At 61.8% G+C, this 22,505-nt stretch carries 25 protein-coding genes; 3 read left to right on the top strand and 22 right to left on the bottom strand.

What is annotated here, in order from left to right:
* Positions 1–69: 69 nt before the first annotated feature.
* The 18 genes from AB4Y79_RS03195 to AB4Y79_RS03110 all read right to left on the bottom strand — a co-directional run bounded on the left by AB4Y79_RS03195 (position 70) and on the right by AB4Y79_RS03110 (position 16,237).
* The gene (locus AB4Y79_RS03195; RefSeq protein WP_441858704.1) at positions 70–957 is read right to left on the bottom strand and encodes a type II secretion system F family protein; all 888 of its coding nucleotides are present in this window, start codon (positions 955–957) and stop codon (positions 70–72) included.
* 7 nt (positions 958–964) lie between these two features.
* Positions 965–1,903, bottom strand: coding sequence for a type II secretion system F family protein (locus tag AB4Y79_RS03190; protein WP_441858702.1), 939 nt, complete (start codon positions 1,901–1,903; stop codon positions 965–967).
* A gap of 10 nt (positions 1,904–1,913) precedes the next feature.
* Positions 1,914–3,416, bottom strand: a complete 1,503-nt coding sequence (locus tag AB4Y79_RS03185; RefSeq protein WP_441858700.1) for a CpaF family protein — start codon at positions 3,414–3,416, stop codon at positions 1,914–1,916.
* The gene (locus tag AB4Y79_RS03180; protein ID WP_441858698.1) at positions 3,416–4,609 is read right to left on the bottom strand and encodes an AAA family ATPase; all 1,194 of its coding nucleotides are present in this window, start codon (positions 4,607–4,609) and stop codon (positions 3,416–3,418) included. The genes AB4Y79_RS03185 and AB4Y79_RS03180 overlap by 1 nt, the downstream gene beginning before the upstream one ends.
* Positions 4,606–5,361, bottom strand: a complete 756-nt coding sequence (gene cpaB, locus AB4Y79_RS03175; protein WP_441858696.1) for a Flp pilus assembly protein CpaB — start codon at positions 5,359–5,361, stop codon at positions 4,606–4,608. The genes AB4Y79_RS03180 and cpaB (AB4Y79_RS03175) overlap by 4 nt, the downstream gene beginning before the upstream one ends.
* A gap of 26 nt (positions 5,362–5,387) precedes the next feature.
* Positions 5,388–6,335 carry a pilus assembly protein TadG-related protein gene (locus AB4Y79_RS03170; RefSeq protein ID WP_441858694.1) on the bottom strand — a complete coding sequence of 316 codons (948 nt, stop codon included), beginning with the start codon at positions 6,333–6,335 and terminating at the stop codon, positions 5,388–5,390.
* Positions 6,336–6,349: 14 nt separating this feature from the next.
* The gene (locus AB4Y79_RS03165; RefSeq protein ID WP_441858692.1) at positions 6,350–6,763 is read right to left on the bottom strand and encodes a TadE/TadG family type IV pilus assembly protein; all 414 of its coding nucleotides are present in this window, start codon (positions 6,761–6,763) and stop codon (positions 6,350–6,352) included.
* An 88-nt stretch (positions 6,764–6,851) separates the two neighbouring features.
* A complete protein-coding gene (locus AB4Y79_RS03160; RefSeq protein ID WP_441858690.1) occupies positions 6,852–7,088 on the bottom strand; it encodes a Flp family type IVb pilin in 237 nt (78 codons plus the stop codon).
* 262 nt (positions 7,089–7,350) lie between these two features.
* The gene (locus AB4Y79_RS03155; RefSeq protein ID WP_441858688.1) at positions 7,351–8,235 is read right to left on the bottom strand and encodes a type II secretion system F family protein; all 885 of its coding nucleotides are present in this window, start codon (positions 8,233–8,235) and stop codon (positions 7,351–7,353) included.
* 9 nt (positions 8,236–8,244) lie between these two features.
* Complete coding sequence (locus AB4Y79_RS03150; RefSeq protein WP_441858686.1) at positions 8,245–8,940, bottom strand: type II secretion system F family protein; 696 nt, start codon at positions 8,938–8,940, stop codon at positions 8,245–8,247.
* A gap of 250 nt (positions 8,941–9,190) precedes the next feature.
* Entirely contained in the window at positions 9,191–10,663 is a 1,473-nt protein-coding gene (locus tag AB4Y79_RS03145; RefSeq protein WP_441858684.1) for a CpaF family protein, read from the bottom strand.
* Entirely contained in the window at positions 10,660–11,859 is a 1,200-nt protein-coding gene (locus tag AB4Y79_RS03140; protein WP_441858682.1) for an AAA family ATPase, read from the bottom strand. The genes AB4Y79_RS03145 and AB4Y79_RS03140 overlap by 4 nt, the downstream gene beginning before the upstream one ends.
* Positions 11,856–12,632, bottom strand: a complete 777-nt coding sequence (cpaB, locus tag AB4Y79_RS03135) for a Flp pilus assembly protein CpaB (protein WP_441858680.1) — start codon at positions 12,630–12,632, stop codon at positions 11,856–11,858. Before cpaB (AB4Y79_RS03135) ends, AB4Y79_RS03140 begins: the two co-directional genes overlap by 4 nt.
* A gap of 56 nt (positions 12,633–12,688) precedes the next feature.
* Positions 12,689–13,735, bottom strand: coding sequence for a pilus assembly protein TadG-related protein (locus AB4Y79_RS03130; RefSeq protein ID WP_441858678.1), 1,047 nt, complete (start codon positions 13,733–13,735; stop codon positions 12,689–12,691).
* The gene (locus tag AB4Y79_RS03125) at positions 13,723–14,214 is read right to left on the bottom strand and encodes a TadE/TadG family type IV pilus assembly protein (RefSeq protein WP_441858676.1); all 492 of its coding nucleotides are present in this window, start codon (positions 14,212–14,214) and stop codon (positions 13,723–13,725) included. Before AB4Y79_RS03125 ends, AB4Y79_RS03130 begins: the two co-directional genes overlap by 13 nt.
* Positions 14,215–14,238: 24 nt before the next feature.
* Positions 14,239–14,433, bottom strand: coding sequence for a Flp family type IVb pilin (locus tag AB4Y79_RS03120; protein ID WP_441858674.1), 195 nt, complete (start codon positions 14,431–14,433; stop codon positions 14,239–14,241).
* 664 nt (positions 14,434–15,097) lie between these two features.
* Positions 15,098–15,292 carry a Flp family type IVb pilin gene (locus AB4Y79_RS03115; RefSeq protein WP_441858672.1) on the bottom strand — a complete coding sequence of 65 codons (195 nt, stop codon included), beginning with the start codon at positions 15,290–15,292 and terminating at the stop codon, positions 15,098–15,100.
* A gap of 279 nt (positions 15,293–15,571) precedes the next feature.
* Positions 15,572–16,237 (bottom strand): prepilin peptidase, encoded by a 666-nt coding sequence (locus AB4Y79_RS03110; RefSeq protein WP_441858670.1) that lies wholly within the window; start codon positions 16,235–16,237, stop codon positions 15,572–15,574.
* A gap of 295 nt (positions 16,238–16,532) precedes the next feature.
* Here AB4Y79_RS03110 and rplM point away from each other — a divergent pair, with 295 nt between their 5' ends.
* The 3 genes from rplM to glmM all read left to right on the top strand — a co-directional run bounded on the left by rplM (position 16,533) and on the right by glmM (position 19,046).
* A complete protein-coding gene (gene rplM / locus AB4Y79_RS03105) occupies positions 16,533–16,976 on the top strand; it encodes a 50S ribosomal protein L13 (RefSeq protein ID WP_441858668.1) in 444 nt (147 codons plus the stop codon).
* Between the two features lie 38 nt (positions 16,977–17,014).
* Positions 17,015–17,518 (top strand): 30S ribosomal protein S9, encoded by a 504-nt coding sequence (gene rpsI / locus AB4Y79_RS03100; RefSeq protein WP_441858667.1) that lies wholly within the window; start codon positions 17,015–17,017, stop codon positions 17,516–17,518.
* A 166-nt stretch (positions 17,519–17,684) separates the two neighbouring features.
* Positions 17,685–19,046, top strand: coding sequence for a phosphoglucosamine mutase (glmM, locus tag AB4Y79_RS03095; protein WP_441858665.1), 1,362 nt, complete (start codon positions 17,685–17,687; stop codon positions 19,044–19,046).
* Positions 19,047–19,138: 92 nt separating this feature from the next.
* Here the strand turns inward: glmM and AB4Y79_RS03090 are convergent, their stop codons facing one another.
* From AB4Y79_RS03090 to coaA, 4 genes are all read right to left on the bottom strand, one after another.
* Positions 19,139–19,801 (bottom strand): methyltransferase family protein, encoded by a 663-nt coding sequence (locus AB4Y79_RS03090; protein WP_441858663.1) that lies wholly within the window; start codon positions 19,799–19,801, stop codon positions 19,139–19,141.
* A gap of 325 nt (positions 19,802–20,126) precedes the next feature.
* Positions 20,127–20,531: a large conductance mechanosensitive channel protein MscL gene (gene mscL / locus AB4Y79_RS03085; RefSeq protein WP_441858661.1), complete on the bottom strand. Its 405-nt coding sequence runs from the start codon at positions 20,529–20,531 to the stop codon at positions 20,127–20,129.
* A 92-nt stretch (positions 20,532–20,623) separates the two neighbouring features.
* Positions 20,624–21,484, bottom strand: a complete 861-nt coding sequence (locus AB4Y79_RS03080) for a M15 family metallopeptidase (RefSeq protein ID WP_441858659.1) — start codon at positions 21,482–21,484, stop codon at positions 20,624–20,626.
* 5 nt (positions 21,485–21,489) lie between these two features.
* Positions 21,490–22,485: a type I pantothenate kinase gene (gene coaA / locus AB4Y79_RS03075; protein ID WP_441858899.1), complete on the bottom strand. Its 996-nt coding sequence runs from the start codon at positions 22,483–22,485 to the stop codon at positions 21,490–21,492.
* Between the last annotated feature and the right edge of the window lie 20 nt (positions 22,486–22,505).

The raw sequence follows: 22,505 nt of genomic DNA, 5'->3' as shown, positions 1-22,505 counted from the left end.
CCTTCGGTGACCTATTTAGGATGATTCTGTGTAAACCTTGAGGCAACCTTGCCGCCACGCTGAGCTACCCTACTGGCCGGTAAAGGTGGCGATGGCATTGATAACCGCCGGTCCCAAAATGGCAATAAAGAGGACCGGAAAAATAAAGAACAACAGCGGGAAAAGGATCATAACCGGTAGTTTCATGGCTTTCTCCTCGGCCCGCTGGCGCCGCTTGACGCGCATTACCTTGGCCTGGACACGCAGTACCCGGCTGATGGCGATGCCGTAGGTGTCGGCCTGCACCACGGCCTGCACGAAGCTGCGCAGTTCAGGAATGCTGGTCCTCTCGGCCAGGGCAATGTAGGACTCCCGGCGGCTGCGCCCCACCTGCATGTCCTGCAGGGTGCGGACCAGTTCCTCGGCCAGCGGGCCTTTGCCGTTCTCGCCGGCCCGTGCCATGGCGCCTTCGAAGCCCAGCCCCGCTTCCACCGAAATGAGCATCTGGTCCAGGGTGTTGGCCAGTTCCAGCTGCATGGCCTTCTGCCGTTCCTGGCCCTTGCTGTACAGCAGGAGGTCCGGGATGAAGTAGCCGAGGAAGAGGACGAAGAGTCCCGCCAGTTTCATAATCGGTGAGCTGCCGATGGAGGTCAGATAGAGGCCAACGGCCGCGCCTGCCAGGCCAAGGCCGAGCTTGGACCCCAGCACCTTGCCCAGCGGCATGGAAGCGGGCCGGCCGGCAAGTGACAGCAGGCGGTCAAGGAAGGCGACGTAGGCCGGGGGAGTCAGGCGCCTGCCCAACGCTTCGAGAAGTCCCGGTGCCGCCCCGGTGGGTGCGGCGGTAACGGGCGGCGCCCCGCGCGAGAGCAGTTCGGCGGCGGCGATCCGGCCCTGCTTGTCAACGGTCAGGACGGACCAGGCCAATGCCGCCAGGGGCAGGCAGACCAACAGGACTGAGAGCAAGATGATCAGGTTCATGGTGTCCTCAGAACTTCAGGTCGATGATCTTGCGCATCCACAGCGCGCCGATGGTCATCAGGACAAAGGAGGCACCGATCATCACCCAGCCCAGCGGGTGGGTGAACATCGCATTCATATAGTTGGGGCTGACGGCCAGCAGCATGGCCACGATGCCGAACGGCATGGCGATGAGGATGTAGGCGGAAAACTTTCCCTCCGCTGCCAATGCCTTGATGTGGCCCTTGATTTCCGCCCGTTCGCGGATGGTCTCGCCCACCTGGTCCAGCACCTCAGCGAGGTTGCCACCCACCTCCCGGTTGATCTGGATGGCCTGCGAGATCCATACGAAGTCCTCGTTCTTCATCCGTTGCGCAGTGTCATTGAGGGCGGCCAGCAGGTCGCGGCCCAGGCTGGTCTCGGTGATCACTCGCCGCATCTCTTCCGACGTCGGTTTCTGTGACTCAGTGGCTGCGGCGTCAATGGCGCGCAGGATGCTGTGACCGGCCCGCAGGCCGCCGGAGAGCAGTTGCAGGGTATCGCCGAGCTGGCTGTCGAAAGCGGCACGGCGCTTGCAGGCCAGGAACCCGAGGACGATCTTGCCGACGAACGGTGCCATCAGGGCAAGGAGCAGCCCCATTAGGGGTCCGACGGTAACAATGCCAACGAGCATGCCCACGCAGGCGCCGATTCCCACCAGCAGGAAGAACTCCGCTTGGCTGAGGCGCAGCCCCGCGTTCTCCAGCTCCGCACGGGAGAAGAGCTTGACGTTCCGGCCAGCGAGCAGACGTTCGAAGGACTTGACCCCTGAGAGGGCCAGGCGCGTCAAGGAGGACGGCGGCTCGGGTTCGAAGGGACGACGGCGGTCCAGCGGCACCGTGGGGGCGCTTGGCAGGAGGACGGCCACGCCGAGCAGGCAGATGGATGCCAGGAGGATGATGGCTCCGATGCCGATGCCGATGACCATGGCGGCGGCCCTACTTCGCGCCCGGGGTGAGCGGTCCGGCAAAGACTGCCGGGGACACGTGGATGCCAAGGTCCTCAAACCTGTCGATGAACCGGGGCCGGATGCCGGTGGCGACCGGCTTGCCCAGGAATCGGCCGTGCGCGTCAACGCCGGCGGAGTAGTCGAAGACGAAGGCGTCCTGGAGGGTGACTATGTCGCCTTCCATCCCCTGGACCTCCGTGACGTGGGTGATGCGGCGGGAGCCGTCGCGGAGCCGGGAGATTTGGACGATCAGGTTCACCGCGGAGGCGATCTGTTCACGGATGGCCCGCAGCGGCAGGTCCATGCCGGCCATCAGGACCAGGGTTTCGAGGCGGGCCACGGCGTCGCGGGGGGAGTTGGAGTGCACCGTCGACAGGGAGCCGTCGTGGCCGGTGTTCATGGCCTGCAACATGTCCAGTGATTCGCCGCCGCGGACCTCGCCCACCACGATCCGGTCCGGACGCATACGGAGGGAGTTCCGGAGGAGCTCACGGATGGTCACCTCGCCCTTGCCTTCCGTGTTGGGCGGACGGCTTTCCAGCCTCACCACGTGGTCCTGCTGGATCTGCAGTTCCACGGCATCCTCGATGGTGACAATGCGTTCGTCCTGCGGGAGGAAGGAGGACAGCACGTTGAGGAGGGTGGTTTTGCCCGTGCCTGTACCACCGGAAACTATGATGTTCAGTTTGGCCTTGACGCATGCGTTCAGCAGTTCGGCCATTTCCGGAGTCAGGGTGCCAAAGTCAATGAGGTTGCGGACTGTCAATGGGGTCTTGGAGAACTTCCGGATAGTCAGTGAGGAACCGCCCACCGCCAACGGCGGAATGACGGCGTTGACACGGGAGCCGTCCTCCAGGCGGGCATCCACCAGAGGGGAGGATTCGTCGATGCGGCGGCCCACTTTGGACACGATGCGTTCGATGACCTTGCGCAGGTGTTCCTCGGAGCTGAAGCGGGACTCGGAGAGGGTCAGTTTGCCTTTGCGTTCGACGTAGATCTGGTCCATCCGGTTGACCATGATTTCCGTGACGGCGGGGTCGTCCAGCAGGCGCTGGAGGGGGCCGTAGCCCAGCACGTCGTCGGCAACATCCTGGACCAGGCGGGTGCGTTCTTCCGGCGTCAACGGCACCTGCTCGGCGTCGATGATGCGGGTGAGTTCCTTTTTAGCGGTACTCCGGAGTTCCTGCTCGGTGACGGCGGCATCGTTGAAGCGCGCTCCCATGCGTTCGAACAGGGCGGTTGCCGCCCTGTCCTTCATGGCTGCGAAGACGTCTATCCTGGGTGCGGGGGGCACCTGTTGAGCGGCGTCGTCGTGCGTTGGATGCGCGACGGCGGTACGCGCCGGAAGGATCCTGTCCGGGCTTTCCACCGGGGACGGCAGTGGCACGGGCGCCGGACGCGGCGCGTCAAGAAGGGCGGTGCCGGTACCCGGTGCATGGGTAGATGCCTCGTTGCGGCTCTGGACCGCGTTGATGCGTTCTGAGAGTTTCATCAGATAACCACCCTTCGGTGAAGCTTCCGCTGCGCCTGGGTCCGCCAAGCCGGGTTGAAGCGCTGGACCAGCTGGCGGAGGCTTTTGACGGCCGGGTCCTTCTTGGAGTCCTGGAGGACGGGGATGCCGCGGTTGGTGGACAGCGCCACGGCGCGGGAACGGGGGACGCTGACGTCCACCGGGGCGCCGATGGTGGATTCGACGTCCCGGACGTTCAGGCCTGCCTTGGCGTCGGCCATGTTAAGGACCACGTGCCGGGATTCGGGCATGATCTCCAGTTGGCGGAGCACCTCCAGGCCGGAGCGCAGGCCGCGCAGGCTGGGGATGTCCATGGCGCTGACCCAGACAACGTCCGTGCATTGTTCCATGGCGGCGAGGCCGATTTCCGGCATGCCGGGGGCGGTGTCGATGACCACGTACTGGAATTCCTGGGCGAGCTGTTCCAGCAGGTGACCGACCTGGTCCGGGGTGATGTGGTCCGCGTCCACCGGGTTGGGCGGGGCGCACAGGGCGTAGATGCCGGCCGGGTGGACGGTGAGGAACGCCTTGAGGACCAGGGAGTCCTGGGCGGCGGCGGGGGTGACGGCGTCCGTGACGGTGTGTTCGGGGTTGAGGTAGAGGCCGGAGGCGACGTCGCCGAACTGCAGGTCAAGGTCCACGATGACCACGCTCATGGGCGCGATGTGGCCCAGGCCGATGGCGATGTTGGTGGCCAGGGTGGTTTTGCCGACGCCGCCCTTGGGGGAGAAGACGCCGATGACCAGGCCTTTGCCGTTTCCGGGCTGCTGCGCCTCGGGGCCGCGGTGCCGGGTGGCAAATGATTGGCAGGCCCGCTCGAGCAGCACTCTGATTTCGGCCGCGTCCGCCTGCGGACTGAGGATGTCCCGGATACCGGCGCGCATGGCGTGCAGCAATCCCGCGGGGTCGACGTCGCTGACCAGGACCAGGCTGAGGCCGGGCAGCTGCACGTCGAAGACCTTGGCGAACCGGAGTGCTTCTTCGTAGGGGACGTCCGGGCCGACGATCAGGACCTCCGGCTGCTCCTGGTTGAGGAGGGCGAACAGCTCCGCAGGGCCGGCGGGGAGGACCTCGCTTGAGAGTGTCTGGACGGAGCCGCGCAGGCCGTTGGCGACTGCGGCACGCAGCTTCTGGTCGAAGTCGCCGTTGGGGGAGAGGAGGACGAAGCGGCTCACTTGTACACCGTGTCCTTCCTGGCGATGAAGCCGCCGTTGTCCTGCGCGTCGAGGGGTTCCTTGGTGAGCCAGAGATCGCCATTGTTTGAGGAGTAGATGATCTTGGTCGCGTCGATGTCGCTCACGGCAACGGTGACCATGAATGATCCCTGCGGAAGCGTTGTGTCCTGGGGATTGGTGCCGTCCGTGGGTTTCGCGCTTGGTGTTGCCTGTGCTGCCCGCTGGACGGCGGTGACCAGGACCTTGCGGAGGGTGAGCTGGGTGGTTGCTTCTCCCGGCTTTGTTTTGTCCGCTCCGCCGCCAAAGCTGAATCCGATGCCGATGTGATCGCCTGCTTCAATCCTGCCGCCCACAACGCGCTTCGCTTCGAGTTCGAAGGTGACCTCCTGCATGCCGGTGGGCACTTTGACGGCACCGCTGGATTTGGCGTCCTGTGGGGCGACCAGCCGCTCAGCGAGGAGTTGTTCGCCCGGGACGAGGTCTACAGCGGCGACCTTGCCGGCTGAGTCGTCCAGGTTTTTGAGAGCAGACTTTGAAACGGCCGTTGCCGGAACCTGCTGAACGGCAACCGACGCCTGCACGATGTCGAGGGAGGAGCCGGCCGGTACGGCCTTGGTCACCACGAGTACCCCGGTAGGGTCCATGTCCTTCATGGCGCGCTGGTCCGCACCTTGGGCGTAGGTGACGATGAGGACCGCTCCGACGATGGCCAGCGCTACTGCTGATACACCGGCCAACATGCGTGACTTCACTGACTGCTCCTGGGTCTTGCTATTGGCTATGGGGTGAGGCGGACGATTGAAGCCCCGTAGTTCGGGACGTTGCCGAGTTCAAAGGCTTGGGCGAGAGAAACAAACTTTACGAAGTAGCCACGGATCGTCTTGTTTTGGATGTTGCCGCCGGTGGACCAGTTGAAATTCGAAAAGTGATAGCCGGTTACGTGGAAGGCGGCAAAACCCTTCACGTAATACTTGACAGCGGTACCAGTGCCTGTCGCCACATCAAACAGTGGCAGGAGTACGGTCTGGTCTTTGATCTGGTCGAAATCGGTAGTGGTGCAGATGGTGGGGGGGCTTGCACCTGGGTCACTGTCGAACCAAATGCCGGAATCGTTCGATTGGCCCGCTGTCATTGTGACTGAGCACTTTGTCCCCGTGGTTGTGATCCAGCCGAACCCGCCGGGAAGCTTGTTATTGCACGCCGGCGTCGACTGATCGAGCACCTGCACATTTCCGGTCGTTCCGCCAGTGGGGATGTCCAGCTTGCAGTACGCAATGGCGAGGGGAAGGATGGCCGGGCCCTTGGATGGCGTCCCCCATGCCGCTTTCGAGCTGGCATTGACTTCAGCCGTAGTTATCCCAAGAATCCTGGCGAAGAATAACGAAACCTGGTTGGGTGCGTGGCCCGATTCTTGGGCACCAACGGTCACTGTCACCGGACCGCTTGGCGATCCGAAGACTATGGATTTGATGTTGCTGATGCCGTCGTTGGCGTTCGAGTTGGCGAGATTGGACGCCAAGGGCGCGGAAGTCGAGCAGTTGGCATCACTGGAACTTTTGGCACAGCTTTGGGCAATCGCTAGAGCGGCTGCATCTGCCCCGTTCCGCAGTTGGGTGCGTTCCGAGTACATCATGCTGACATCTACCGCCATGGCCGCGAAGCCGAGGAGCACGACGAGTATGATGGCGACGATTACGCTGACAGCTCCGTGTTCGGGCCTGTCCATGGGATTCCGCCGAATCAGCCGCCGCACAGCATCGCTCCTTTGGCGGTCATGGTGAACGGCCCGGCAATCCCCGTTAGCGTCGACAGGCTGTAGGTGATCGTCACCGTGGTTTGCGGGCTTGTCCCGGTGGCGATCGTTGATGGGCATGGTGTGCCAAATTGAACAGCGCTGTCCTGCAAGCCGGGCTGCAATGAAACAGCCGTGTTTTTGGCTGCCGTTGTGGCATTGATCTTTGCAGCTGCTTGGGCCGTAGCCGTTCGATCGGCCATTGCCATGACACGGACGGCCTCGCGAGCCGCTGCTGAAAGCGAGGCCTGGGCGTTGTAGGCGCGGCTGAATTCCATGATGCCCAGCAATAGCGACACGAGGACCGGCACCACTATCGCGAACTCCACAGCAGCTGCGCCGCGTTCGGATTCACGAAACATGAAAGTGCCTTTCGCAAGTACGCCGGTGATGAAAAAGACACAATGGCGACGGTTTTACCGCCGCCATTGTCACGTTGTGTTGGACTGATTACGGAGCGCAGGTCCCGCCTGCGGCCGTTGTAGCGGTCTGGGCGACAGCCGTCCAATGGCCGCCGCCGACCTGGCACTTCACCTGATCAAACATGGTGCTCAGTGTCCCGCCCAGCATCGTAACGGCAGCGATAATCACAACGGCGATAAGCGCGACCATGATGCCGTATTCGACAGCGGTCGCGCCCTTTTCACTGCGAAGGCGGACAGAGAGATTCGTGTAAAGAGAAAGCATTTTGACTCCTGAGCGAGACGGATTGGCTGGCCCTGCACCAGCACTGAATCGAAGTTAGCAACGGGACTTGCCGTCCTGACCGGATCTTGCAACATCCTGCGCAAAGCCTTTACCTTTTGGCTGCGTCCTGCGCTTTTGCTTGGCTATTACTGGTTTGCCGGTGGGGAAGCAGGGACACCGAAACACAAAAAAGGACCCCCTCGGTTCTGGGTGCCGAGGGGGTCCGGTCTAATGGCGTCTGTAGGCGCGTTATATGGTTCTTTCAAACACGGCTAAAGGCTTCGATAATGTTGATGGCGGCGGGTCCCAGCAGAACGATGAACAGCACCGGAAAGATGAAGAAGATCAGGGGAAACAGGACCTTTACCGGGAGCTTCATCGCTTTTTCTTCTGCACGTTGGCGCCGTTTTACGCGAGCATCTTTGGCTTGTGCACGGAGGACTTTGGCGATGCCGATTCCATATTTATCAGCCTGCACGACGGCCCTGACGAAGCCCTTCAAGTCCGGCACTGAAGTCCTTGCCGACATTGCTTCGTAGGCTTCGTGCCGGGGTCGGCCAACTTGGATATCCTGCAAGGTGCGCACGAGTTCCTGGGCCAGCGGTCCTCCGCCATAGGAGCCTACCCGGGCCATTGCCGATTCGAAGCCAAGCCCAGCTTCCACAGAGATCAGCATTTGGTCCAGGGTGTTGGGCAGTTCCAGCTCGATCTCTTCCTGCCGCTTAATCGCCTTGTTGTAGACCAGCAGGTCCGGGACAAAATAGAAGAAGACGGTCATGAAAATCGCCACCGCAATGTTCATTGAAGTAAACGAGTTGGATAGTACGACGATCCCTGCGAGCGCACCTGCAAGGGATAGCAACGGTTTAGAGACGATCAACTTATCGAGCGGCATGGACGCCGGGCGTCCGGCCAATGAAAGCCAGTGATCCAGTTTGGCCTCGTAAGTGCCCGGCGTAAGTCGTTTTGATATTCCCAGGAGAAGCGGAGCCTGCTGCCCGGCTTCGCGACCTCCAACGGTGAAGCCGCGAGCAAGGTTTCCCCGGATGGCGAGGGCCCCTTTGCGGTCCAGGGTGGCCCATGACCACACGAAATAGGTGAGGGGAAGGATAACCGTGGCGATAATCAACCAAGCGATTGGAGTCATGTTCGATCCTTAGAACTTGATCTTGACAATGCGGCTCATCCAGAAGCCGCCGATGATGAACATCAGTGCACTGAGGCCCAGCAGGAACCAGCCGATCGGTTTCTGGACAAAGACGTCCAGGTAGCCCGGGTTGACCATTCCGACGAAGAATGCGACCCCAACGGGCAACGCCATGAGGATGTAAGCGGACATCTTTCCTTCCGCGCTGAGTGACCGCACGTGGCCTTTTATTTCGCTACGCTCACGTATCGTTCCAGCGACTTGGTCCAGGACCTCCGCAAGGTCTCCGCCGACTTCGCGATTGATCTGGATAGCCTGCCCAATCCACCGGAAGTCTTCGCTGTCCATCCGGTTGGCGGAGTCATCGATTGCCTCCCGGGCATCCTTGCCGATTCGCGTCTCGTTGACGATCCTGGTCAGTTCCTCTGATGTGGGCGCCTCCGACTCGTTCGCTGCGGCTTCGATCGCCCGCATCACGCTGTGGCCGGCACGCAACCCGCCGATCAGCATTTGAATGGTGCCTATCAGTTGCGCATCGAACTTACTCCGGCGCTTGTCCCTTCGAACTGTGAGCACCAACCTGGCCACGAACGGCGTCGCCAGTGCCAGTAGGATTCCGAATCCCAGGTTAGTGGCGAGGCTGGACAGCAGGCCAACAGCTACGGTGGCCGCGGCCACGAAGGCGCTGAATTCTGCAGGCGTCATTTTCACGCCGGCGTTGTACAGAAGCTCGCGGCTGTAGGGGCCGCCTGATTTCCCTATCAGGCCACCCATCGCGTCGGCCGCTGATTCCGAAAATCTTGACAGCGTGGACGGGTCCGGCTGCCCGTCTGGCCTCCGGCGTTGGATTGGAATAGCGGCGTATCGAGGCCTGAGAACAACTATCACCAGGACTAGCAGGGCGCCGAAGCACAGAGTGATGGCACCGGCGAAAACCAAGGGCGAGTCCATCGGCCTACCTCCTGCCGGCCGGAACTGCAGCCCCGAATACTGCTGGTGAGACACCAATGCCGAGCTCTGAGAACCGGTCAAGGAACCTGGGGCGAATGCCCGTAGGGATTGGTTTGCCCAGGAATCTCCCGTGCTGGTCAACTCCGGCTGAGTAGTCGAAGAGGAACGCGTCCTGAAGGGTGACGATGTCACCTTCCATTCCTTGGACTTCCGTGACGTGCGTGACCCTGCGGCTGCCATCGCGCAGGCGAGTGACCTGGATGATGAGGTCGACTGCCGACGAAACCTGTTCGCGGATAGCCCTCAGGGGCAGATCCATGCCGGCCATCAGCACAAGAGTCTCCAAACGGGCGATTGCGTCCCGGGGAGAATTTGCGTGGACCGTGGAGAGCGATCCGTCGTGGCCTGTGTTCATGGCCTGCAGCATGTCCAGTGACTCGCCGCCCCGGACCTCGCCTACGATGATGCGGTCGGGACGCATGCGAAGGGAGTTACGTACAAGTTCCCGGATTCCAACAGCACCTTTTCCCTCGATATTCGGAGGGCGGCTTTCCAGGCGAACAACGTGCTCCTGCTGCAACTGCAGTTCCACCGCGTCCTCAATGGTGACGATTCGGTCGTCTTCGGGGATGAAGGACGACAGCACATTGAGCAGGGTAGTTTTGCCTGTACCCGTTCCACCGGACACTATGATGTTCAACCTGGCTTGGACACATGCGCTGAGCAATTCAGCCATCTCCGGGGTCAAGGAGCCCCAGTCGATGAGGTTCCGGACTGTGAGGGGTACGTGGCTGAACTTCCTGATGGTCAGCGAAGGCCCGTTGACCGCCAGCGGAGGAATGATCGCGTTGACGCGGGAACCGTCCTCAAGCCGGGCGTCGACCAGCGGCGACGATTCGTCGATGCGCCGGCCCACCCTGGAAACGATGCGCTCTATCACTTTTCGGAGGTGGTCGTCTGAGCTGAACTGCGATCCGGTCAGGCTCAAGTGGCCGCCGCGCTCGATGTAGATCTGGTCGTACTTGTTGACCATAATTTCCGTCACGGACGGGTCTTCGAGCAGCTTCTGCAGGGGACCGTACCCCATCACTTCGTCTGCAATTTCGCGAATGAGCCTGCGGCGTTCTTCGGGCGAAAGTGGCACCTGTTCGTCGTCGATGACTGCCGAGAGTTCATCGACGGCTATGGTCCGCAATTCCTCGTCCGACGACGACGTGTCCCCGAAGCGCGTGCCGAGACGATCAAAAAGTGCCAGGGCAGCCCTTTGTTTGAGCCCGGCAAGCGCATCGATAGGCGGTGCTGTGAGGTTGCCACCCAGCGGCGAACCTGGAACCGGGGCGCCAGCCGGGGGAAAGGATGTGCTCTCAGGTTGGGTGCCTGTCTTCGACATTTCAGACAGCGTACGGCCGTTGGGCGGTGTGGCGTTTGGCCCGTCGGAATTGCCTTGAGAGCCAGCGAGCCTATCTGAGAGTTTCATGACACAACCACCCTTCGGTGCAGCTTGGTGCGTGGGGAGGATACCCACTCGGGATCAAACCGATCTACGAGCTTCTTCAGCCCTTTGGCCGCGGCATCCCTGGTGGTCGCTTGGAGGACCGGTATGCCGCGGTTCGTTGAAAACGGGAGCGTCCGGGACCGCGGGATAACAGCGTCAACAGGGACGCCAACGGTGGCTTCCACATCCTGGACGGACAGTCCGCTTTTGCGATCCGCGAAGTTAAGGATGGTGTGCCGTCCCTGGGGCATCAGTTGCAGTTCCTTCAGTACTCCAAAGCACTTTCGCAACCCACGGACACTTGGAACGTCCATCCCGCAGACCCACACCCCGTCGGTGGCCTGTTCCAACGTGGCGAGTACGTGCTCGCCCAGGCCCGGCGCGGTATCCACCACGACATATTTGAATTCACTGGCCAGTTGCTCGAGCAGCCGGCCCACGTGCTCGCCGGTGATGTAATCGGCTTCGGCTGGAGTCCGGGGAGCGCAGAGCGCGTAAATTCCGGCGGGGTGCACGGTCAGGAATGCCTTGAGAACCATGGAGTCCTGGGAGGCAATCCCATGAACGGCATCGGTGATCGAGTGCTCCGGCTCGAGCAACAAACCGGATGCAACATCTCCGAACTGGAGGTCCAGATCGACAAGGACGACGCTCATCGGCGCTACTTTGCCCAATCCCACCGCGAGGTTGGTGGCGACTGTCGTCTTGCCAACTCCGCCCTTCGGCGACATGACGGCGATGACCCGGCCCCGTTCCTGCCCCGGGTCCGTGGGCAACGACATTCCCCGCCGCCGGCTGGCAGATGCCAGGCAGGCCCGTTCGAGCAGCACCCGCAGGTCGTTCACCTCGATATCTGGTTTTAACACGTCCCGGATACCTGAGTGCATGGCACGGAGCACCAGCTCAGGGGAGGGCTCCGCAACCAGAAGCAGGCTGATCTCCGGATACTGGAGGTCAAAGACGGTGGCCAGTTTCAGCGCGTCTTCTTCGCTGACGCCCGGCCCCAGGATGAGAACTTCAGGCGGTGCCCCTGTGAGCTGCCGGAATACGTCCTCCGGTCCGCCCGACAGAATGGCCGGGCTGAGTGTTTCCAGGTCCCCGTGGAGGGCAGTCGATACCGCCTCCCGCACACGGGACTCGAAGTCCCGCACCCCGGTTATGGCTACGAAGCGGCTCACCGGTACAGTCCGCCAAAGGTCGTCACGGGAGGCTGCGTCTTGGTGCTCTTGTCGGTCTGCTTCGAGAGCCACAGCGTGCCGTACTCTGCCCCGAAGACCATCTTTGCGGCGTCGGCGTCGCTCCTGGCCACCGTTACGAAGGCCGAACCATTCGGCATGGCCACCGTTGAATCACCAGAGGAGTTGGACGAGTTCTTGCTGTCATCGGGTGCGGCTTTTTGGACGGCAGTGACCAGCACGTCGTGGAACAGCAGCCCGGTGGACTGCTTCCAGCCCTTCACTTCGGCTGGGACGTTGGCATCGGCGGGCATGTTGTCGTCACTCTTGAATGAGCTGTAGACAGTGACCACGTCTCCAGCTTCCAGTCGGCCTCCCAAAATCCGCTCCGGGGCCAGGAGGAAAGTAACCTCCTGCAGGCCATCCGGCACCGGCACGGTGCCCGGTACCAGTTCCTTCGGGTCCACCAGCTTTGCTGCAAGCAGCTGTTCGCCGGTTTGCAGGGCGGAGGCGGTAACACGTCCCGCCTGGCCATCCAGGCTTTCGAGTGCAGCTGCCGGTACGGCAGACTGCGGAAGCTCTTCGACCTTAACCTTGCCGCCCAAGTCTTCAACCTTGGTGCCGGCAGGGATGGCCTCCTTGACGACGAGAACTTTCACGGGGTTGAGCCCCTGCGCAGCTCTAGCATCGGCGCCCTGGACATAGACGACCAACAGGGCAGTTCCTATGATTGCCAGCACCAGTGCTGCAATGCCTCCCAGTAGGCGAGATTTCACGGTGGGTACTCCTTTGCAATGTGGGTTTGTTCGATTAGCGGGAAAGTCCCGCACGGTTAGTTCTTGAGGAACACCTCGGAGCCGCCGTAGTTGGGAATGGTGCTCGAAGACAACCCCTCGGCGAGGGACACAAAGCGAGTGAAGTACCCCTGGACGGCACGGCAGTTTCCACTGCAGGATGGCGCTAGCGGGTCGAGGTCCTGGACGCTGCCGCTGAACTTGTAGCCGGTGACCTTGAAGGCCAGGAAGCCTACGATCGTGTATTTGGTGTTGTTGCCGTTGTTGAGCGAGACAGCTGATGAAAAGACGGGAACCAGGACTGTGGTGCCCTTGATGGTTGACGGCATGGTGTCGCAAACGTGTGGCAAGGAAATTCCAGGCTTGCTGCCGACGATGGCGGTACCCGCATCGATTGTGGCGGAGCAGTCACTTCCGGCGTCCAGCCAGCCGAAGCCGCCAGGTGCATAGCCGTTTTGGGCTGCGCAGCCTGGGTACGCGGGTGTGTTCTCGTCGTAGCGAAGGGTGAGGTGGTTGGGGATCGGATCCCCGGTGAAAGTGCCCGTGGAATTGAAGTCCGCCAGTTGTGAAGCGGTGAGGTTTTTCTTGAAGACGCAGTCACTGATGGTCCAGGGGAAGCTCGTTGCTTCGGAAACGGCGCCCCACGAGGCTTCTGCTGTCGCTTGGATTTGAGTGGAGTTGAATCCCATGACGCGTGCAAAGAACAGCCCAAATCCGTCAGTCGACGATCCCGCTGCCCGGGCTTTGGTTTCCACGTGCACGGTTGTGGCGTTGGGAAATGTGACAGTGGATCCGCTGGTGCCGTCATTGGCGTTGCTGTTGGCGAAGAGGTTCCCGGTTCCGGACGAATCCCCGCAGGAGCCTTTGGCACACTGATTCGCAACGGCCAAGGCCGCCGCGTCCGCCCCGTTCTGCAACTGGGCCTTTTCGGCATACATTGCTCCGACATCGACAGCCAGGGCGGCAAAGCCGAGGAGGACGACCAAAACAAGTGCCACAACAACTGTTGCCGCCCCTCGCTCATCCCCTTCTCCTCGGGTGGTCCGTTGCTCACTTTGCGCTCGCGTGCGATCTATCCGCCGCATCTCATAACTCCTACTCCTGTGAGGGTCATCGGAAAGATGCCCGGGGCGCCGAAGAATCCGGCATCCAAAAATCCGGAGAGTGAAGGCAAAGTGACCCTGGTGGTCACTGTCACGTTGGCGTTGGCCGCGCAGCTGCCCGCATTGTTCGTTACGCCAACGGGGAGCCCGGAAAGCGAGGGTGCGGCGGCGAGGGTAGCTGATGTTACATTCAGACCGGCCTCTTTGTAATGGATGGCGGCGTAACGTGCGCCCTCCCTTGCGGCCTGGGTCAGAGAAACCTGCACGTTCAGCACCCGGCCAAATTCGATTGTTCCCATCACTACGAGAAGCAGTAGTGGCAGTAGCATTGCCATCTCGACGGCGACTGCGCCGCGCTCTTTTCGTTTCGCTTTCAAAACCGTCTCCCAGGCCGATTTGCGAGGATTACCGTGTGTGTAGGTTCGTTTAATGGAGTTGGCCGGCTCTCGGTTTTCCACCATGAGAGCCGGCCAACGCGGCTTGGGCTAGAGGCCGGCCGTGACGCCCTGGAACATGTTCCGGATGGCGATGCCGAGAGGTCCGATCGCGACGATGACCACCACTGCGATGAGGGCGACCATGATGCCGTACTCGACCATCGTTGCTCCCTTTTCTTCGCGGGTGAACCGATCCTTGACGCCGGCGATGAAAGCAGTCATTGAGACCATGAGAGAAGTCATTGTATTTTCCTTAATTCGGTGAAATTGGAGTTGATGCTGATTTCAACGAATTTCCAGCTGCCCCCGTAAAAGTTTTAGCGGCTGGACTTCGCTAAGAAGAGATTGTCACTGGGGGCCATGGGCAACAATGCGTAGTGGTACTCGTCTTTTTAGCCGTGCGATAAAAAGACGTACTCGAATACGTGGACAAGTACTCAGGCATCTTGTGCTGGCAGCTACCCGGCTACTTGCAGCAGTGAACCTCTGGGCGTGTCTGGGCACTGACGCGACAGGCCGCCATGGGCATGGGTGAGACGTGGATAGAGTGGGTGGCTTGGCGCCGCCGGGAGCAGCAGGTCCGGGACTGAGGTTTGCACAACGATCCGGGAGGTCGACGCTGTTCGCCGGCTGCCTCTCACAAAGCAACCGGCGCGAGCAGGGCAACGGCGAACCCGAGGTTCAGCGCAGGCTCCCAAATGACGAAAGCGCCCAAGGCGTCGCCCTCGCCTTCCCGGTGAAGCGTGAACCGGAAACAAAAGCGAGAACAAACATGCCTTGGGCGCTGAGTCCGTCTGGGAACAGGGCGCTCGGCCCCGAAGAACCGCGGAGATAATATCGTCGGGGCCGGCAAGCCTCAGGGCCTGGAGTTAGTCAGGACCTGGCGCGGGCGTCAGTCAGTGATGCACTAAATGCCGGCAGTGACACCTGCGAACATGTCGCGTATAGCGATGCCGAGAGGTCCGATAGCGACGATGACCACCACTGCGATCAGGGCCACCATGATGCCGTACTCGACCATCGTTGCACCCCTTTCTTCCCGACTGAAGCGATCCTGGACGCCTGCGATGAAAGCAGTCATTGAGACCAAGAGAGAATTCATTGTATTTTCCTTAATTCGGTGAAATTGGATTACTTTTGATTTCAACGAATTTCCAGCTGCCCCCATAAACTATTTAGCGGCTGGGCTTCGCTAAGAAGAGAGTGTCATTGGGTGGCATGGGCAACAATGCGTAGTGGTACTCGTCTTTTTGGCGGTACGCGCAAAAGAAGTACTCGAATATGCGGGCCAAGTACTCAAGCGCCGCATGCCGTAACCGGCCGACTACTTGGAGTCATGCCTTGGCGAAGCTCTCGATGTGGTAAGAGCGCCAATCCGGGTCTAAATGAAGGACAAAGTCACGGCCATGATGGCACCCAGCATGGAGGGCCCGTGGGGCACTTCGGTGGCTTTATTCCGGCCCTTCGTGCCCAGGACAATCACCGTGACGATGCCATTCAGGATGAACCCGATGAGCCCTCCGTAGAGGAGGTGGCTCCAACCTAGGTACCCCAGGTAAAGGCCAACGGGGGCCGCTAGCTTCACGTCGCCCATTCCGATGCCGCCCGGAGAAATAAGTCCCAAAATAAGGTAGCCGGCAAACAAGATGACAGCTCCCAGGACTGAGCGGAGGAGATCGCCAGATTCCTTACCAAATATACCTGGCAGCAGAAGCAACAAAAGACCGCCGGCCAGCAGCATCAACACGAGGGGGTTCGGCAGGAGATGGAGTGCGACGTCGATCCTTGCCAGCTGGACGCCCAGGACAGCAAGTAAGAGGAACGCCGGGAGGCTCAGCGCGCTGCCGAAATGTGCCGCGAAGGCCCCGCACGCGACGGCGGTTACTGCCGCCGACGTAATTCTTGCCTTCAGGCGCGGCACCTCGCCAAGCCTGGGAAGCAGCTTTGCGATGAGTCGCTCGGCGATGGGGGAGAGGACGGCTCCCAAGAGCGCGGCGCCAACGACCAGGAGCGCGGCGTTAGGGTCCCAGTTCCCCGCTGACAACACTGCATCCCCCTGCGTTGGCTCGGGCCGGCACGGCCCCAGCGGCCTCCGGCTACCTCATTTTGACCCCGAACCACCTGACGCGCTAATCTAGGTAGTCGTTGTGCGTGTCCTATTCCGATGGTGCGTGCCCGCTTGAGAATCCGGTTGCAGGATAACTACTCAACGTGCACATTCGGAACCTCAGGATGACTGGTTACATGGAGCCCTCACCTCTGTTCCGGTAGCGCGCAGACAGTAGGTGCGCGAGCTAGCGACACCTAAACAAGAACGCCAGAACAAGAACGAGGCAAACACCGTGCGTACGTACACCCCGAAGCCCGGCGATATCAACCGCCAGTGGCACGTCATTGACGCCACCGACGTTGTCCTTGGTCGTCTTGCAAGCCAGACCGCAATCCTGCTGCGCGGCAAGCACAAGGCCACTTTCGCGTCCCACATGGACATGGGCGACTTCGTCGTCATCATCAACGCTGAAAAGGTTGCCCTCACCGGCGCCAAGCTGGAGCAGAAGCGCGCATACCGCCACTCCGGCTACCCGGGCGGCCTGACCTCCGTCAACTACGCGGAACTGCTGGAAAGCAACCCGGTCCGCGCCGTTGAGAAGGCCATCAAGGGCATGCTCCCCAAGAACTCCCTCGCTGCACAGCAGCTGGGCAAGCTGAAGGTGTACCGCGGTGCTGAGCACCCGCACGCTGCCCAGCAGCCCAAGACTTTCGAAATCACCCAGGTCGCCCAGTAGTCCTGGCCACCAAACAACTTATCTATACAAGGAGAATCGTGGCTCAGAACGAAGAGACCACCGAGGCCGTCGAGGCCGAGGAAAACCTGACCAGCTACACCTCTGAGAGCTCAGCTTCCGAAGCTGCTCCCAAGAAGGAACGCCCGGCCCTGACCGTTGCCGGCGCAGCTGTTGGCCGCCGCAAGGAAGCCGTTGCACGCGTCCGCGTTGTGCCCGGCTCCGGCAAGTGGACCATCAACGGCCGCGAGCTGGCGAACTACTTCCCCAACAAGCTGCACCAGCAGGACGTCAGCGAGCCCTTCAAGATCCTTGATCTCGAAGGCGCCTACGACGTCATCGCCCGCATCCACGGTGGCGGCATTTCCGGCCAGGCCGGCGCCCTGCGCCTCGGCATCGCCCGTTCGCTGAACGAGATCGACGTCGAGAACAACCGCGCCACCCTGAAGAAGGCCGGTTACCTGTCCCGCGACGCCCGTGTCATCGAGCGTAAGAAGGCCGGTCTCAAGAAGGCCCGCAAGGCCCAGCAATACTCCAAGCGCTAAATCCGCTTACACAGAAGCCCGTCCCGCTGTTCAGCGGGGCGGGCTTTTGCCGTTAGTGCCTGACGGGGCCTAGCCGGGTGATCGCGAGGCGAGCGAACGTACCGCGGAAACCTGGCCCTGGCCAGCCGTTTCAAGCTGCAGCAACCCCATCCTCTACACTTGACCGGTGTCTAGATTATTTGGAACTGATGGTGTCCGGGGGTTGGCCAACGGCTTGCTGACAGCTGAGCTGGCCCTGCAGCTGGCCCAGGCGGCCGCCGTCGTGCTCGGCCATGACCGCAACTCCAACGGCTCCCGCCCGCGTGCGGTGCTGGCACGTGACCCGCGCGCCAGCGGCGAATTCATCGCCGCCGCAGTGGAGGCCGGACTTTCCAGTTCGGGAATCGACGTGTACGACGCCGGGGTCCTGCCCACCCCGGCCGCGGCCTACCTCGTGGCGGACCTGGATGCCGACTTCGGCGTCATGATTTCGGCGTCCCACAACCCGGCGCCGGACAACGGCATTAAGTTCTTCGCCCGTGGCGGCCAGAAGCTGCCGGACGAGGTTGAGGACGCCATTGAAGCCCAGATGAGCAAGGAAGCCGTCCGCCCCACGGGAGCCGACGTGGGCCGCATCCAGCGCTTCTCCGATGCTGAGGACCGCTATATCGTCCACCTCCTGCGCACGTTGCCGCACCGCCTGGACGGCCTGACTGTGGTCCTGGACTGCGCCAACGGTGCCGCCAGTGGCTGCTCACCCCAACTCTTCAAGGACGCCGGCGCCCGCCTCATCGTCATCGGCGCCGACCCCGACGGCCTGAACATCAACGACGGCGTCGGCTCCACCCACCTGGGTCCGCTCAAGGAGGCGGTGGTCAAGCATGGCGCGGACCTGGGTATCGCCCACGACGGCGACGCCGACCGCTGCCTGGCCGTGGACCACGAAGGCAACGAAGTGGACGGCGACCAGATCATGGCCATCCTCGCAGTCGCGCTCAAGAAATCCGGAAAGCTAAAGGACGACGTCCTCGTGGCCACCGTTATGAGTAACCTGGGACTCAAGATCGCGCTCCGCGACGCCGGCATCACCATCGTGGAGACCGCCGTGGGGGACAGGTACGTCCTTGAAGGCATGCGCGACGGCGGCTACAACCTCGGCGGTGAACAATCCGGTCACGTGATCTTCTCCGAGTACGCCACCACCGGTGACGGCCTCCTCACCGGCCTGCAGCTCGCGGCGCAGGTGGCCCTCACCGGGAAGCCGCTCAAGGAACTGGCCACCGTGATGACCAAGCTCCCGCAGGTCCTCATCAACGTGAAGGGCGTGGACCGCAGCAAGGTGGGCAGCAACGATGTGCTGGCCCAAGCAGTGGGGGCGGCGGAAGCAGCGCTCGGCGACACCGGCCGCGTCCTTCTTCGCCCCTCCGGAACCGAGCCCGTGGTCCGGGTGATGGTCGAGGCCGCCGACGAGGAAACCGCCCAATCAATCGCCGAGCACCTGGCACAGGTGGTCCGGGCAGAACTCGCACTGGAACTCGCCTCAAACTAGAAGTTAATGATCTGGCCCGCCTCCTGATTAGGAGGCGGGCGACGTCCGGTTGGGTGCACGCAACTCGCGATCCCCCAGGAGCGGCAGCGTCGTCAGAACAAGCCGGGCACGAACCGCGCAGTCCGCAGCTTGTATGCGGCATATTCGGGCAGGTTATCCGCTAGTAGCTTCTCCTCTTGAATTGCACGGTATGCCTGAACGGCTGCCAGTGCCACAAGGATTGCCGTCTTCAGCAGAGTGGGGCTGAAGCACAATGCCCCGATCAGGGTGATCACTTCTCCAACGTAAAGAGGGTTGCGGATCAGCCGATAGGGGCCGTGCTGTACGAGAGTTCTTACCTGGGGCTCCACGCCGAAACTCTTACCAAGCGTCGTCAGGGACCAGACAGTGAAAACCATCCCCAAGGTCATGAGCCCCACCGCAAATGAAGCGACGCCTTCAGATACTTCCGTCCCGCCGGCAAACGCGAGCAGGAAAGGCAGAAAGGTTCCGACGTAGGCCGCGACTGTGGGAGCAATGCGTCCGCTCCGGGCGCTTGCGGAACTCCTGGTCAAAAGGAAGTAGACGGCCATCAGATAAAAGACAGTCATCAGTACTTGGTAGGAGACGTGCAACCCGGTGACAAAGGCAGAAGTCGAAGCGACCTTCGAGCCCGAAAACAGTGCGGAGACCGCCCACATCAGCAAGAGCGCCATGATCGGGACCAGGATTACCCGTTCAATGTCAATTGACGTTGACTGCTGGCGAAGTTTCATCAAAAGCCTTCCAGAGAGTTGCAGACTCAACATCTGCAGCTATGGTTCCGCGGCCTCCCCATTGCGGCTGCGGTGCACTGAGCCTAATAGGGCTCGGGGACTTATTGGAGAAATTTGTCAGAAATTGCCCCGATCCTGAGCAAGATCCGCAGGTATTCACAACATCGTGGACGGTGACCAGCGTGGAGTGGCCCGACTCCATCGCGGACACCTTGCCCAGGTGGTCCGGACGGAGTTCGCCCTCGAGCTCGCCTCAAACTGAACGTCAAAAGAAATTTGGCCCGCCTCCCAAAGGGAAGCGGGCCACTTGCGTTTCGGGAAGGACCTAGACTGCGCGGTCCTTAAGGGCGTCACGGATTTCGGTCAGGAGCGCAACCTGAGGATCCTCCGCAGCCTCCTCCTTGACGTTCTTGTCGATGCCCAGCCGCCGGTTGCGGCGCTCGATCATGTGATTCATCGGCATAACCACAACGAAGTAGATGGCGGCAGCAATCAGCAGGAAGTTGACGATCGCGGTCAGCAGCACCCCGAACTCCACGGCGTTGCCGTTGAAGTCCACCCTGGCAAAGCTGTCAAAGTTGGGCGAGCCAACAAGACCTGCAATGAACGGCATAAGCACCTTGTTCACCAGTGCGGTGACAACCGCGCCGAAGGCAGTACCCATGACAACAGCGACGGCAAGGTCAACGACGTTGCCTTTCATGATGAAATTCTTGAATCCTGTCAGCATGGGACTCACGCTAGCCCACGGAGCCATGGCAGTGAATGACGCGCCGGTAAATTTTCGTCGCGTGTCCGGAACTGGAATAGGGCGTTCGACGTTCAGGAATAGCCCGGCGCCGCTTCCAGGCCGAAGTATTCCTCCAGTGTGCCGATGCCCCGGTTCAGCATGTCCGTGGCCGCCTCAACCCCCACGAACCGGAGGTGCCACGGCTCGTAGTAGTAGCCCGTGATGGGGTGCAGCATCCACGGATACCGGACCACGAAACCGAACCGGTAGGCGTTCGCCTTCGCCCAGGTGGCCGCCGGCTGGTCAGCGAAACACGGCTGGAAGCTACAGGCACCGCCGCCGTCCCCGATGTCGAAGGCCCATCCCGTCTGGTGCTCCGAGTGGCCGGGCCGCGCACTGGCGGTGTCGGCGTCGGCTTGTCCGCGTGCGGCGACGTACCCGTTGTAGGTGGTCACCTGCGTGCTGTAGGACCGGTAGCCGCTGGCCAGGACCATGGCTACGCCATCCTGCGCGGCAGCCGCGAACATCGCCTCGGCGGCTGCCGCCGTCGTGCTGTTCAGCAGCGTTGCTTCGCCCGAGGCGGAAATGGCGACGGCGGGACGCGCCAAATCAGCCGGCACGTAATCCGCCGGCTTCAGGGGACGGTGCTTGTTGACGATGACCCACTGGCTCGCCGGGTCATCAAGCGAAAACTGCCGCGCCAGCGTAGCCGACGGCGATGGCGTGGGGGACTGTGTTTCCGGCGACTGGCCCACTGTGGCCGCCTCCGCCGTCGGGCCCGCCGACGCTGTGGCGGCAGCGGGGGACGGCGAAGCGGAGGAAAGAGCAGCGGACGACGACGGCGCCGCCGGTGGTGCCTCCGGCGTGCAGGCTGCCAGGACAGTCAGCCCGGCCCCGGCCGCGAGGAACCGGGCGAAGCTGCGGCGCGTGGCCGATCCGCATTGGTAGCACACGTGTGCTAGACCTTCCGCAGCAGCATGCGGCGGATGGAATGGTCTGCCTCTTTGGTCAGCACCAACTGCGCCCGTCCCCTGGTGGGCAGGACGTTCTCCTCCAGGTTGGGCTCATTAATCCGCTTCCAGATGTCCCGGGCGGTGCTCTCGGCTTCCTCATCGGACAGGGTGGCGTAACGGTGGAAGTAGGATTCCGGCTGCGCGAACGCCGTGCTCCTCAGCTTCCGGAACCGGTCCACGTACCACTCTTCGATATAGGAAGTCTTGGCGTCGACGTAGATGGAGAAGTCGAAGAAGTCGCTCAGCGCCAGCCCCTGGCGTCCGTCATGCCGCGGCCGGGCAGGGGCCAGCACGTTCAGCCCCTCCACGATCAACACATCCGGCCGGCGCACCACCACTTCCTTTTCCGGCACGATGTCGTAGGTGACGTGGGAGTACCAGGGCGCCCGCACTTCCTCGGCCCCGCCCTTGATTTCGCTCACGAAGCGCAGGAGCGCCCGGCGGTCATAGGACTCCGGGAACCCCTTCCGGTCAAGCAGCTGCCGGCGCTTCAGCTCAGCCAGGGGATACAGGAAACCGTCAGTGGTAATCAGTTCCACATTGGGAGTACCAGGCCAGCGGCGCAACATCTCGCGCAGCACGCGGGCGATGGTGGACTTGCCCACGGCAACGGACCCGGCCACGCCGATCACAAAGGGGGTGCGCTGGGTCTGTTCACCCAGGAAAGTGGTGGTGGCTGCGTGCAGTTGCCCGGCCGCCTCCACATACAGGTGCAGGAGCCGTGACAGGGGCAGGTAGACATCCCTGACCTCGTTGATGTCCAAGGGATCACCGAGCCCGCGAAGGCGCAGCACATCCTCTTCATTAAGGGGCTGTTCCATCTGGGCTGCGAGCCGGGACCAGGTATGCCGGTCCAGCTCCACGAACGGCGAGGCACCCTCCCCGTTCGCTTCATTGCGTTGCGAAGTCACGCTAAAGATTCTGCCCCCCGCCCGGCGCATCACGAAATGACGGTCCTGTT

Source organism: Pseudarthrobacter sp. YAF2 (assembly GCF_052113345.1).
GTDB lineage: Bacteria > Actinomycetota > Actinomycetes > Actinomycetales > Micrococcaceae > Arthrobacter.
The sequence above is the reverse complement of the archived record's forward strand: the minus strand, read 5'-3'. Positions and strand labels throughout refer to the sequence as shown.